Genomic DNA, 14,196 nt, shown 5'->3' on the forward strand with positions numbered 1-14,196 from the left:
CTGGTCAGTCGTACGCGGGTCAGACCATGGCCCGAAGCGGCACGCTTTGATCCTCACAGTCGTAGCGCGTGGCCACCGCGCGGAACTGTTTACGCCGGTTGAAGCCCCCTCTCGACCTGGTTGCGGCGTTTGTAGTGGTCGGCGTCGAAGGTGAGTGGGCGCCCACCTGAGCGGCCGCGTCGCTTGCGGTTGGCCTGCTGGTCGCGGGGTTCGGGGATGGTGGTGCGGATCTGGCGGCGGCGCAGCAGGGCGCGGTTGGCCCGGCTGGAATAGGCCTTGTCACCGGTGAGGGAGTCGGGCTTCTTGCGCGGCCGGCCGATACCGCACGGTCGCGGCACGCGGATCCGGCCGAGCAGGGTGCGCTGACCATGAACTTGCCGTGGGCATCGAGACTCACGGGTGCATGCGGAAGTCGTACATCGGCGGGCACGGCTCGTCGGTGCCGAGCGCCCGCTGGCAGTCAGCCCAGAGCCGATGGAGGGAGTCCTCGCCTTCTCGCAGGTCCGGCACCACCAGACTGTCGCGCAGGATGGCGGCGGTGACTTCAGGTCGCCCCGCGGCGATGCCAGCCATGCAGCGCAGCAGCTGGATCCTGCCATGGGCACGATGCGCCGGCGACAGTTCATCCGCCATTCTCAGCGCTTCGTTCGGGCGGCCATCCAAGAGCAGCGCGGTCAGGGTTTCGACGATCAGTTGCCGGAGGTCAGGGGCCAGTGCCAACGCGCTCTGAAGCCGGTCGGCGGCGGTGGCCACGTCGCTGCCGAGCAAGTCGGTTTCGGCCAGGCAGCGTAGCGCCCAGGGGTTGTGCCCCGATGTCAGCCAAGCGGAGCGGGCGCCGGCGACGTCGCCATCCGCGTAGCGGAGCAATCCCAGGTGGTAGTGCGCGTGCCAGTCGGCTGCCGCGACCTCGAGCATGTCGCGCCACGGCTGACCGATCACCGGCGGAGCAGGCGGATCCTGAGCGGGCAGACGGCCGGTTTCCAACAACCGCAGCCATGGCTCCTGCTCGGTTCCCAGCGTCTCGTCCCCAAAGGGGATCGCCTCATCATCGGGTAGCGCCGACGCCCGCCGTTCCAGAGCCCCCCAGCCTGAGCCGCCCCAGCGAATGTCGGACGGGGCGCGCCTGGACATTCGTTCCAGCCGCTGATGCCACTCTTCCAGCATCGCCTCGGGCAGCAAGTCGGCCACAGCCTGCTCTACCGTGCTCCGGGCCTGAGGCCATGGGCCGTGCACGGCAACCGGATCGGCTCGCAGCAGGCCATACGCCTCCGTCCACGACCACGTGCTGCCTGCCGCCATCGGCAGGTGCTCCAGCTGGGTGCGGGCGAGTCCTGCCTGGATCTCCAGATAGCGTGCGTCTGGGCCGTTCAGCCATTCCTGCCAGCGCCTGCCACCTTGGGAAGTGCCCCAGTGAAAGAGCTTGCGACCGCTCAACCGGCGGGTCGAGGTATGGACGAGGCCGCTTCCCTCCTCATCAAGAGCAGCGATCCAGGGGCGCCCGGCGATATCGAAGAAGAAGTCGGCCGCCCCTGCGGTTCGGGTGGTGTAGCTGCGATCCGTACCCTTCCAGTCGGGGTAAGGCACGTAGTGCAGCGTCTCGGTGTAGTCGAAGTGGTAGGCGTGGTCGGCAGGTGTGACCACTCGGATGCCTGCCTCCTCGGGTACGGCGATGTTCGACCACCAGTAGACCGGTATGTCCGTCGTGTGCGGGTTGTGCAGGCTGATGTGTATCAGCAGCGCAGGCGATTCCGGCGGGAGCTGCACGTCCAGTTGCACGATCAGGCGGCGCATCCGCTCGTACTCCCACATGCGCAGGCCCTCGCCCACCCTGGCAGTGTGCAGGGGTTCGCAGGTCAACGGCCAGTGGCCGGTCGCGCCGAGGTTCCACTCGACCCCGCCGGAAAACCATGCACCCCTCAGCGCCAAGTTGGCCGGCTGCAGGCTGGGATTGCGAAACAGCAGCTCGCGGCCGGTGGGCCGGTGCACAAGCGACCACAACCGCCCGCCGAAATCGGGCAGGAACGTGGCGGTCAGCCACTGGTTCTCCAGGACAATGCTGTCCACCGAGCGCACCTGCCGGTTGCGCCCGTAGTCGTCCTGCATGCCGTATGGCAGCAGGCTGAACGGCTGGCCGTAGGCGATGCCGGCGGCCATGGCTGGGTCCGCGGTGCTCGTGTCTGCCCGTACCCCGTTGTCTCGCAGGATCGGCAGCGGACTGGCCGGGCCGGGCTCGGCGATGGGCAGCTCGAGACTCTTTCTTCTCACGCAGCAAGCTCCTTGATCACTTTCCAGTGCCGAGAGTCATGCCCTCGACGATGCGTCGGCCGAGCCAGACGTAGAGCAGCAGCATGGGCAGTACGAGGATGGTTACCCCCGCGAACAGCACGCCGTAGTCGGCGCCGCTGTACTGCTGCTTGGCCAGGAACCCGAGCAGGGCAAGCGGTAGCGTCTGCTTGTCGGTGCTCTGCACGAAGACCAGCGCGAGGAAGGCCTCGTTCCACAGCCCGATGGCGTTGAGGATCAGCGCGGTGATCAGACCGGACCGGGCCAGCGGTAGCATGATCGTCCAGAAGGTGCGCAGCCGGGAGGCGCCGTCGATCGCCGCGGCCTCCTCCAGTTCGGCGGGCAGCGAGGCGAAGTAGCCGGTCAGCAGGAACACGGTGAACGGCAGCGACACCGTGACGTAGAGCAGGAACAGTCCGAATAGGTTGTTCACCAGGGACAGCCGTTCCATGAGCACGAACAGCGGTATCACGATGACCTGGACCGGAACGCCGATGCCAAGCGCGAAGTACAGGGTGAGCGAGGCGGCGGCGCGCCCGATGCTGCGCCCCAAGGCGTACCCCGCGGGCGCGGCGACGACCACGACCGCCGGCGCGGCCGTTGCCACCAGCACCAGTGAGTTGGCTGCCGCTACGCCGAAGTCGGCGCTTCGCCAAGCTTCGGCGTAGTTGTCCCAGGCGAAGCTGGGCCAGGCGAAGGGGCTGGCGAAGATCTCGCGGTGCTCGCGCAGCGAGGTGATCAGCATCCAGGCCAGGACGGCCAGGTTTACGACCACCATCAGCCAGATGGCGCTTCTAGAACTGAATCGGATCACGGCGCATCACCCGGCGCAGGAGGAGAACGAACACGACGACGGACACCAGCGTGATCACCGCCGACGCCGACGCGTAGCCGAAGCTGTAGGCGGGCACTCTTCCGCCGAAGGTCTGGCCGTAGATGAACACCGCGGTGTTCCAGGTGTGAATTGGCGGCAGGTCGTTGGAGGTCCCGCCGAAGGCGTAGATGAAGTCGAAGACCTTCAGCGAGGAGATGGTCCAGATGACGGCGGAGATGGTCACCACGTCCCAGGTCAAGGGCATGGTGATGTGCTTGAACTGCTGCAGTGGCCCGGCTCCGTCGAGCTCGGCGGCCTCATAGAAGTAGCGGGGGATCCGGTCGGTGGATGCCATGAGGATGGTGACGTAGAAGCCGGTGTTGGTCCAGATCAGTCCGAGGAAGATGACCAGGAACAGGTGGTCGCCCAGCCAGTTGGGTGCATCGAGGCCCATACCGCCCAATGCCGCGTTGACCAGGCCGTCGGTGGAGAAGAGGAAGCCCCACAGCACCGACAGCACGATCGGCGCGATGATGTTCGGGAAGAAGATCACAGACCGAGCGAACCGCCGGCCGGTCATCGCGCGCATGCCCAGCAGCAGAGCGAAGCTGAGCAGGAAGACCAGCACGCCGCCGGCCAGCAGGATGGCCAGTGTGTTGCGGAAGGCCGCGAGGAACACCTCGTCCTCGAACAGCAGCGTGAAGTTGTCCAGCCCCCGCCAGCGCATCTCGGTGACGCCGTCCCACGCGTGCAGGCTCACCCAGAACGAGGCGACCGTCGGCCCGACGAAGAAGATCGTGTAGAGGACCACAGCCGGCAGGGCGAGGACGAGGAAGGCCCGCCGCCGCTGCCGGGTGATCGTGGGTCCCTGGCCTCGGTGGACCGTGGTGTGCTCTCGGACGAGCACGGCCATCAGGAGTTCTTCTTCCAGAACTCGGCCTGCTTCTCCCCGAGCCTGGTCACGAACTCGGTGGCGGTGATCTTGCCGCTGAGGAACTCCGTGTGCACCGGCTCGAACACCTCGATGGGGTAGGTGCCGAGGGTGTCGAGGCCCTCGTAGAAGGGGGTGACGGGCTTGTCGTTCAGTTGCCGGGCGATGTCCGCGAGCTGCTCGGGCGCGGGGATGTCGGGCCGGGTGGTGATGTTGAGCGCGACTGTGGCCAGGCCCTGCATGCGCTCCTTCTTCATGAAGGACACGATGAAGCGCTCCGCGGCCGCCCGGTGAGCGGCCCGCTTGGGCACTGCGAAGCCGATGACGGCGGTCTGCACGGCGCTCGCGCCGGGGAAGGGCAGTGCGCGGTACTGGAAGTCCTGCGGGGCGGACTTCTGGGTCTCGCTCGGGGCCCAGCTGCCCATGAGTAGGAAATCGGCCTGGCCGGCCGCCCACTTCTCCTGCATGGCCGGGAACTTGCTGCCGAAGGAGCCGGGCGCGAAGTACCCGCCCTTGGCCAGCTTCTCGATCCGTGCCAGGGCCGGGCGCAGCCGCGGGTTGCTCCAGGCGCGGCCGGTCTTGTCGGTGGCCAGCTCTCTCACCTTGCCCGAACCTAGTTCGGCGCCGAGGGCGTGGACGGTCCACAACGCCGCATACGAGCCGATGTCGCCGTCCAGCGCCAGCTTGGCCTTGCGGCCGTCCAGCATCGCGACGAAGTCGTCCCACGTCGCCGGCGCCTTGGTGGCCAGGTCGGGGTGTTTGGCGCCGTTGTAGAAGATGCCGTAGCCAAGGGCTTCGTAGGGCACCAAGAACGGTTTGCCGGCATTATCGATGATCAGGTCACGGTAGCGGCCCGGGCCGACCTCGGCCACCGTCTTGCCCTCGCCCGGCACTTGCGCGGACATGACCGCGGACAGGTCATGATGCTGGCCGTTGGCCACCATCGCGCCCCGGATGCTGTTGCCGTCCTGGTCGACCAGGTCCGGGACGTCGCCCGAGCGGAGGGCCGGGGTGAGCTTCTGCAAGACCTTGCGCCCCTGCCATTCCACCTTGACCTGGATGCCGGTCTCCTTGGTGAAGGCAGCGATGGCTTGTTTGATCACAGTGGCCTGCGGTTCGTTCTCCTCCCACATGCTCCAGTAGCTGATCGGCGCCCCAGGTTCAGGAATTCCCATTCTGGTGTTCTCGGTGCCGCCGATCCCGCAGGCCGAGACCGTGACGGCGACGACGGACAGGATGACCATGGTGCGGGGGAGACGATGCGACACTGAACGACGCATCATGGATCACCTCTATCTGTGACGGGCCGGCAGGCGGTACGGACGCCTCTGTTCGCGAGCGGTCGGGGAGCGTAGATGGACGACGAGGCATGAGGCGAAGTCATGGACGTTCTCGCCTTGGCCGAGACGGGGAGCGGCGCGCCGGACGTTGCCAGGAGGATCGCACGGAAGGCCAGAAGGAATCAATACCGAAGAAGTCCTTCGATAATATGGCGGACATGGTGACCAACGGGGCCGATCTTGGGCGGTTGCGGCGCATCAACGAACTAGCGGTGATCGCAGCCGTGCGAGAGTCCGGTGACCTGCGGGTGGCGCAGATCGCCGAGCGCATCGGCCTTGCCAGGACCTCGGTCGGCGAGGTGGTCCGAGGGCTGGTGGGCCATGGCTGGCTGGAGGAGAAAGTGCCCGTGGCCGCGGGGCGCGGGCGGCCGGCGCACCGCTATCGCTTCCGCGCCAGCGCGGGGCACGTGCTCGGCCTCGACATAGGCGCGCACAACGTACGTGCCATGCTCGCCGACCTTGACGGCACCGTGCTGGCGACCGTGCATCGTGTCAGCGACCCGGCCATGCCCCGTCAGGAGCGGTTGCAGACCATCGACAGGGCCGTGAGCGACTGCCTGCGACAGGCCAAGGCCACCACAGAGCAGGTATGGATGAGCGTCGCCGCCACCACCGGCTGGGTCGATCGCGAGGGCCAGATTCTCATGTCAGGTTCGATCCTCGATTGGGCGGGCGTCGACCTCGCCGGCCACTTGCGGGCCCTGCTCGGCGCCCCCGCACTGGTCGAGAACGACAGCCGCCTCGCCGCCCTGGCCGAGCACCGCCGTGGAGTCGGCCAGGGGGTCCGTGATCTCGTTCTTCTGCAGGCCGGCCGTCGCACGGGCCTGGGCATTCTCATCGACGGCCGCTTGCACTGCGGCTTCGGTTACGTGGCCGGTGACCTGTCGATGCACCGCGCGCTCAAATGGGAGCCGGCGATCGAATACCTGCTGTTCTGCGACGCCTCCCCAGCCACGGGGCCGACCGGCGACGCGGTGGCCGACGTGCTGGTCGCCGCCGCTGAGGGGCACGCGGGCGCACTGGTGGCCGTGCGCCGCTACGTCCGAGAGATGGCCATCGCGGCAGCCGCCATCGCCTCGATTATCGATCCGGAAGTCATCGTGCTCGGCGGCTCCATGTCCAAGCATGCCGGCCTGCTGTTGCCACTACTGAGCAGCGAACTGGACCTGTTGTGTCTGCGCACTCCCGAACTGCGCAGTTCCAGCCTCGGGGCCGATTCCGCCGCCCTCGGGGCCGTGTGCCTGGCCCTGCAGCACCTCGACGCCGCGATCCTCAACGAGCACGGCGGGCCTCTGGGGCCACTGCGTCGACCTGAAGCATTCTCAGCCGCATCTGACGCTTGACGCCCTTCTGACTGCGGAGCTTAATGTAAGGACTCCCTCAATAAAGCGTACGAGAGGGGCCGGAATGTCCGGTTCGCTTGAACGTTCTTCACCCCCTAACCACCCCACTCGCCGACAGCTCGTGGCCGGACTCGCCGCAAGTGTCACCCTCCCTCTCCTGCCCTCTCGTTCCGCTCGGGCAGCGATGGCCGCTCTGACCGTCTGGCTACCTTCGTCCACTGACAAGGTGCGCCGTGACCGGGCGATCCCGGCCGAACGCGCCACCCGGATCTCCTTACAGGCGGCGCGTAACGAGTACGAGTCCGGCCAGATCATCGTGCGCACCGCTACGGGCAGCGTCCAGATCGGCGTGTCTAGCACGTCGTTAAGCGGACCTGGCGGCGCCACGGTTCCCAACTCGCTGATCACCTTCTACGAGCAGCGCTACGTCGAGGTACCTCGTTCTGAGGACAATCCGAAGTACACCGCCGGCTGGTATCCCGACGCACTCGTGCCGATCACCCCTGGCGCGACGATCACCGTGACCGCCTCGCAGAACGCCGCCTTATGGTTCACCGTCAAGATCCCCAAAGGGCAGGCACCCGGCGTCTACTCCGGCACCATCACGCTGACAGGCGGCGACGCCCCCTTCACGATCCCGCTCAGCGTGGACGTGTGGAACTTCGAAGTGCCCGACGCACCCAGCTTCGACACCTCGTGCGCCATCTGGTACCCCCAGGTCGGCGCCGCACACGGCCTGACCTGGGGCACTGCGGCCTACGACCAGATGATGCGCGCGTACTGGGACTTCCAGACCGGCTTCCGCCTGGCGGGCGCCGACATTCCCGTCCGCGGCAACCCGGGCCCGCCCGTGCCCGGCTACCCCCCAGGCCCCGGACCGGACCCCAGCCCGGCGGTGTTCCTGGCGCACGCCGAGGAGCACCTGGCCGACCCGCGCATCCGCAAGTACCGCATCCCGCTTTACACCACAGGCGACAACGATCGCGGCTTCCAGACCGACACCTCCAAACTGCGAGAGGTCGTGGCAGGGCTGCGGGCCAAGGGACTGCTCGAGCGCGGATTCTTCTACTACGCCGACGAGCCGATGAATGACCAGCACTACCAGAACGTCAAGAACCTCTTCACGTTGGTCGACACCATCGCCCCCGACGTGCCCCACGTACTGACCCTCACCGGGCCGCCCCGGCAGGACCTGCTCGACTTCGTCCGAGCCTGGGCGTTCGTCGTCACCGCTCCGAAACCCGAACTGCCCAACGTCGTCCAGGCCCTACGGTCCCGAGGCGATCTGGTCTGGTGGTACACCGCCTGGGGCCACAATTATCCGACGCCGAGCGTGTTCATCCACGACAGTCTCGTGGGCACCCGCCTTCTACCCTGGATCCAGCAGTACATGGGCATCGAGGGCTACCTCTTCTGGTCGACCACGGTGTTCGGCACCTACGACGGCACCACCTACTACCGCTCCAGCCAGAACTGGCAGGACCGCTGGACCAACCCCAACCCGCTCTGGGACTTCTCCGGTGACGGCTTTTTCCTCTACCCGGGCAAGCAGGTGGGCGTCAACGGACCTGTCGGCTCGATCCGCCTGCACGGGCTCAGGGAAGGCTTCGAGGACGCCGAGTATCTCGTCCGCTACGAGAAGCGCGCCGTCGCCATCGCGCAGGAGTGGAACGTCGCCTTCGACGCCAAGAGCGCCTTGCACTCCTACCACGACGTCCTGCACGAGTGGCTGGAGCCCTACCAGGACGATCCCGCTCTGTTCGACCGCATCCGGGCACAGGTCGGCGCCGAGGTCGCCCAGCTGCACGGCGCCGCGCCAGCACTCGTCCACATCGGCAGGCCCACGGCGCACCACGTCCCCGTCACCGTGCACACCGCACGGGGCGCCACTCTCAGCATCGACGGCGTCACACGAACCCGGGCCGGCGGCAACGCCATCTCCGACACCTATGAGCTGATCCTCGGCCTCCCCCAGGGCAGGAGGGACGTGTCGTTGGCGGTGACAGCCAACGGCGTCACCAGCCGGTTCAGCCGCACCATCCAGGTAGGCCCGGTCGCCACCCCTCACGAAATCATCATCAACAGCTTCGAGTCCGACGTCGACGTCGGCCGCGTCAAGCCGACCAACGTGAGCATCACCCGCTCCGACCAGCACGCCACAGCGGGCCGCTCGTCGGCGAAAATGGTGTTCGCCGCGAACGTCGACAACGCCGGCGCGTTCTTCTACACCCGTCACGCCGACCACCCCGAATGGTCCATCGGCCGCAACGACTGGTCGACGTTGGAGGCGGTGGAGATGGACGTCTACAACGACAGCGACGACCTCGTAGTCATGCACCTCAACTTCTATGACCCGGTCCACTTCGGGGGAGACAACCCCTTCTACCTGTCGCCGCGTGAGCGGCACGCGGTGCGCGTACCGCTCACCAACCTGCCGAACAACCTGGCCGAGATCACCTCGATGGAGCTGCGGGCACCCCGTCGTGCCCAGCCGCTCACCTTGTACGTGGACAACGTGCGCTTCACCCGAAGCCGCACCGGCCTCCCATCGCCCGGCACCTGGCTACGACAGGACGGCCGACGGCGGCTGACACTGCACGTGGCCAGATCCGACGGCGGCATCGCGATGGCCCGGCAGACGGGAGCCGATCCGGCCGGCTGGGAGTTCACCAACGCCGCCGACGAGGGACTGCGCGGACCCGTGGCCGGCACGGTGGCTTCGGCCGTCGACCCGGGTGCCCGGCTGAACCTGATCGCCACCACCGGTGTCGGCCAGCCCCTCCAGTGGAGCCGCGAGCAGACGCCGACAGGGACCTGGCGGCGCTGGCTGCTCGACCTCACACCCGATAACGGAACCCGGCCGAGTCTCATGGGACACCCGGCCGCCGCGCTGGACGTCAACGGACGGCTCACCTACTGCTCCCGCACGACGGACGGCTTCCTCATCCTCGGTCAGCAGGACGCCCCCGGCAGCGAGACGTGGCGGGCGACGTACCTCACCAGCACCCGCGACGGCAGCCGGGTCAGGGTCGCCGGCGATCCCGCGCTCATCCAAGATCCGAGCGGCAAACTGACGTTCTTCGCGCAGGGCATCGGCGGGCAACTCCTGCACGGATGGCAGCTGACCCCCGGCAGTGCGCAGTGGAACAGCGACTTCCTCCACCAGAACGGGACCGGCGCGGCGGCCGTCATCACCGGCAGGCCCGCCGTTTCGCAGACCATCTCGGGACGTCTCACCTTCCATGCCCGCGATACGAGTGGCCGGATGGTGCACGGCTGGCAGTCGACCCCCGGCAACGGCCCGTGGCGCTGGGACTTCCTGCCGCTGACGACGAACGTCGACGACGGCGGCACCCACGTCACCGTCACGATCGCCGGAGATCCTGCCCTGACGCTGGACCCCAGCGGCCGCCTGGTGTACTTCGCCAGGACGGCCGACGGCCGGGTGTTCCACAGCTGGCAGCGCTACCCCGACGAGGGGCCCTGGGACGCCACGATCATCCGGACGTCGGGCTCGCCGATCACCGTGGTCGGCGATGGAGCGGCTGCCCAGGACATCACCGGCAGAGTGCACTACTTCGCCCGGACGGCCGCCGGCACGCTCCGGCACGCCTGGCAGGACGCACCCGGACTCGGCCCCTGGCACGCCGCCGAACTCGGCAGCGGCATCGCCACCTGACCTCAAACCGCAGCCTCTCTCCGGAAGCGCGACGCCAAGCCTCCAAAGCCAGGGAAGGAACCATGGGCATCCCATCGTTGAAACGTTTCACAGCCCTAGCGGGCTTGGCCTGTCTGCTCATCCCACTGTTGCCCGCCACCGTGCAGGCCGCCGTGCCCGTCGCGTGGGTGCAGAACTCCGCCGACCACGCCTTCTCCACCAGCACCCCGCCCGCGCATCCCGCGACCGCGATCGCCCTGTACGCGGCCCGAGGCGAGTACGAGGCAGCGCAGATCCTGTACCGGCCGTCCACGGCCGCAACCGGCGTCTCCTTAAGCGCCACCGCGCTGAGCGGGCCCGGCAGCGCCAGCATCCCGACGAGCGAGATCACCGTCAGACGGCAGTACAACCATCCGAACGTGGTCATGCACGGCGATAGCATCTGGCTCAAGGAGTACGAGGTGCCGCCCGCCGGCGGAACCTCCTTCTACGACGCTCTCGTCGACAACACGCCGATCTCGGTGGACGCGAACTACGCCCAGGCCTACCACTACAGCGTTCACGTCCCCGCAGGGCAGCCCGCCGGCGTCTACACCGGCTCGGTGACCGTCAAGAGCAGCGGCGGCGACGTGATCATCCCGGTCTCGGTGCGGGTCTACGCGGTGACCGTGCCGCCGGCCAACCAGTCGACATTCAAGCAGAACAACTGGTTCGCCTCGGTCGGATGGGATTACAAGGGCGCGGAGCTGGCGATCCCCGAACAGTACGCCGACGCCGCGGCCTACAGCCCCAACTGGTGGAAAGTCATCGCATCCCTCGCGAGGAACCAGGCCAAGCACCGCAACAACGTCATCTACACCGACTTCCAGGCGCTGCTGATCCCCAACACCACAATCGACGCGGCGGGCAACTACAGCTTCGGCTGGGCGACGTTCGACCGGTTCGTAAAGCTGTTCGAGGACGCCGGCGCCATGCAGTACATCTACACGCCAACCCTCCTGGAGCCGCACCCCAACAAAGACGTGGGCGGCAAGCGCCCGCAACTGGAGATGCTCAAGCGAGGACCCGACGGCAAGCCGCAAAAAGTACTGGTCGACCCGAACACTCCCGAGACCACCGCCTACCTCAACAAACTCTTTCCCGCACTGAAGGCCCATCTGGACGCCAAGGGCTGGACCGACAAGTTCTACATGAGCGCGCTCGACGAACCGACCGAGGCGGCTCAGGTCACCGCCGCCACGTGGTTCTACGACATCTACACCACCTACTTCCCCGACCCGCTGACCAACGAGGCCCACGGCTATACGTTCCTCCCGGGCGCGGCCGAGAACATCACCACCTTCACGCCGTACACCGACAACTACGAAGACCACACCGGCTACTGGCAGGACCAGCGACTCAAGGGCAAAGAACTGTGGCTCTACGTCTGCATCGTGCCGCAGGACTACCAGGTGAACCGGCTCATCGGCATGCACCTGGCCAAGTCACGGCTGCTGCCCTGGCTGGTCTGGAAGATCGGTGGCAAGGGCTTCCAGCACTGGGGCTGGAACTACTGGGCATACAAGCCCGACGACATCTTCCGCGGTTACGACACCTTCGACGGCCCCCAAACCGGCGACAGCTACATCGTCCGGCCCGACAAGGCGCGCTATGACGTCTACGACAGCGTGCGCAGCGAGACCCAGCTCGACGGTGTGGAGGATTACGAGCTGCTCAACCAGCTCGCGGCCGACAAGCCCGTGACGGCGCGGGCGATCGCCGACACGGTGGTCACCGATATCGCGACCTTCGAACGGTCGGGCCAGGCGGTGACCGAGCGGCACAAGCAGATCCTGGACGCGCTCGTTTCGGCGGACGCCGAGCCGCGGTTCCCGTACGCCGACGACTTTTCCGACGCCTCCTCCGCCAGGAACTGGCTCGTCCCGATCAATCGCGCGAGCGGTCAGCAGGAGAGCTCCTGGTCGGTCACCGGCGGAGAGTTCGTGCAGCCTCAGGTCGGCGCCGGCTGGGATAAGGCCGTCGTGAACCTCAAGGGCCGCGCCTACCGTGACGTCGCGGCCTCTGCCGACCTCAGGATCACCGGCGTGAGCAACACCGGAGGCCAGACGAACTGGGCAGGGTTGATGGTCCGCAACCTCAGCGGCACCGAGATGGACACCGGCTACCTCGTCGCCCAACGCAACAACGGCGAGGTGTTCATCGTCCGCAGCGAGACCACGCTGGCCAGGGCCAACGTCCCGGGCTACGTCCCCGGGCAGGGCTCCAGGCTGCGCGTTGTCGCCAGAGGAGACACCATCACCGTCTATGCGGGCGCGAACGCCGCCCCGCTGCTGACCGTGACCGACAAGGCCTACCAGGCCGGCGACATCGCCTTGATCACCGGAGGTGCGGCCGCTCGTTTCGACAACGTCAAGATCAACCCGGAGACCAACCCGGCGGAAGGCCGCTCGATCACCGCGAGCAGTTCGTACGAGGGCGACGGCTGGAGCCCCCACGGCGCCGTCGACGGCGAGCGCGGTTCGGTCGCGGGCAGGATGGGCTGGAGCAGCCACGCCGACCTGACCACCAACCACACCGAGTCGATCACCGTGGACCTGGGCTCCGCCAAGCCGATCAGCCGGGTGGACCTGTACCCGCGCGCCGACGCCGGCAACGTCGGGCGGGGCTTCCCGGTCGACTTCACCATCCAAGTGTCGACCGACAGATCCAACTGGACGACCGTGGCCACGCGCACCGGCTTCACCACGCCTGGCGCGGGCGCGCAGACGTTCCCATTCCCGACGATCGATGTGCGCTACGTGAAGGTCGAGGGAACCAAGCTGAACCGCGACCCGAACAACCACTACCGGATGCAATTCGCCGAGATCGAGGTGGCGGGCGGCAATCTGGCCGCAGGCCGGGCCGTCACCGCGAGCAGTTCCTACGAAGGTGACGGATGGTCACGGACCGCCCTCACCGATGGGCAGACCCGCTCGGCGCAGGGCTACTCCATGGGGTGGAGCAGCCACGGAACATCCACGGCGAACGCCACCGTGGACCTCGCCGGACCCACGCGCTTCAGCTCGGTGGTCCTACGCCCGCGCACTGACGGAGAGGCACTGGGGGCGAGCTTCCCGGTCGACTACACCCTGCAAGTGTCGGACGACAATGCCACCTGGACCACCGTGGTGACCAAGACGGGCCAGACGCGTCCCGGAATAACCGGCGAAACGTTGTCCTTCACTCCGCGCACCGCGCGCTACGTGCGGATAGCCGCGACGAAACTCTCCACTGACCCAGTCGGCGACCAGCGGCTACAGCTCGCCGAGCTGGAAGTCCGCTGAAGACCGTCCGGCCGGGGACGTGGGCGGCGGCCCGCGCTCCCGGCCGGACACCGCTGGACACCCCTGCGCGAAGCAGAAAGACATCGTTCGCCTGTCCCAACCAAGCGGCTGCTCAATCGTAGAGCGTGTCAGTCTTGCGGAAGCCGTGCAGGATGCCCACGAGCGGGTGGGCGACCTGGCGCAGGGCGGGCTAGCCGGTGCCACGGGCCCGCTGTTTGTCGTAGTGGGCGCAGCCGCCGGGCGAGACGCGGACCACGGTCGGCCTAGGTGATCAGGGCGACGATGAGCCGGTCGTTGCGCACTTAGCGGGCCAGGGCGGTCTTCTTCTTGCCGAAGGCCGGGTGATCGCGCTGCATGCGGGGCGGGCACGACTTCCCATCAGCGACCCACTCTTCCGCCCTGCCGACAGGGGCACGACTTCTGCAGGACTCGATGTCCAGGACCAAAGTGCTCCCCTGCCGACGACCACTACCCACTACGGAGTCTGCCGGATGGCTCACTCCC

General features: G+C 67.3%; 7 protein-coding genes and 1 pseudogene. 3 read left to right on the top strand and 5 right to left on the bottom strand.

Features of this window, described 5'->3' with window-relative positions; all coding sequences use genetic code 11:
• Window positions 1-58 precede the first annotated feature (58 nt).
• From FHR33_RS48240 to FHR33_RS48260, 5 genes and pseudogenes are all read right to left on the bottom strand, one after another.
• Window positions 59-356 (bottom strand): annotated as a pseudogene (locus FHR33_RS48240) (transposase); the annotation flags it as partial.
• Window positions 357-393: 37 nt separating this feature from the next.
• Entirely contained in the window at window positions 394-2,265 is a 1,872-nt protein-coding gene (locus tag FHR33_RS48245; RefSeq protein ID WP_221242731.1) for a DUF5107 domain-containing protein, read from the bottom strand.
• Window positions 2,266-2,281: 16 nt separating this feature from the next.
• Window positions 2,282-3,061 carry a carbohydrate ABC transporter permease gene (locus FHR33_RS48250; RefSeq protein WP_183662881.1) on the bottom strand — a complete coding sequence of 260 codons (780 nt, stop codon included), beginning with the start codon at window positions 3,059-3,061 and terminating at the stop codon, window positions 2,282-2,284.
• A 16-nt stretch (window positions 3,062-3,077) separates the two neighbouring features.
• Window positions 3,078-4,010 carry a carbohydrate ABC transporter permease gene (locus FHR33_RS48255; RefSeq protein WP_183662884.1) on the bottom strand — a complete coding sequence of 311 codons (933 nt, stop codon included), beginning with the start codon at window positions 4,008-4,010 and terminating at the stop codon, window positions 3,078-3,080.
• Window positions 4,010-5,296, bottom strand: coding sequence for an ABC transporter substrate-binding protein (locus FHR33_RS48260; RefSeq protein ID WP_183662892.1), 1,287 nt, complete (start codon window positions 5,294-5,296; stop codon window positions 4,010-4,012). The genes FHR33_RS48255 and FHR33_RS48260 overlap by 1 nt, the downstream gene beginning before the upstream one ends.
• Before the next feature lie 230 nt (window positions 5,297-5,526).
• On the opposite strand from FHR33_RS48260, the gene FHR33_RS48265 reads away from it, so the two are divergent.
• The 3 genes from FHR33_RS48265 to FHR33_RS48275 all read left to right on the top strand — a co-directional run bounded on the left by FHR33_RS48265 (window position 5,527) and on the right by FHR33_RS48275 (window position 13,692).
• Entirely contained in the window at window positions 5,527-6,711 is a 1,185-nt protein-coding gene (locus FHR33_RS48265; RefSeq protein ID WP_183662894.1) for an ROK family transcriptional regulator, read from the top strand.
• A gap of 226 nt (window positions 6,712-6,937) precedes the next feature.
• A complete protein-coding gene (locus tag FHR33_RS48270) occupies window positions 6,938-10,390 on the top strand; it encodes a DUF8189 domain-containing protein (protein WP_183662896.1) in 3,453 nt (1,150 codons plus the stop codon).
• Between the two features lie 128 nt (window positions 10,391-10,518).
• On the top strand, window positions 10,519-13,692 hold the full coding sequence (locus FHR33_RS48275) for a discoidin domain-containing protein (protein ID WP_183662898.1): 3,174 nt from the start codon (window positions 10,519-10,521) through the stop codon (window positions 13,690-13,692).
• The last annotated feature ends 504 nt before the right edge of the window (window positions 13,693-14,196 follow it).

The organism is Nonomuraea dietziae (genome assembly GCF_014195505.1).
Taxonomy (GTDB): domain Bacteria; phylum Actinomycetota; class Actinomycetes; order Streptosporangiales; family Streptosporangiaceae; genus Nonomuraea; species Nonomuraea roseola.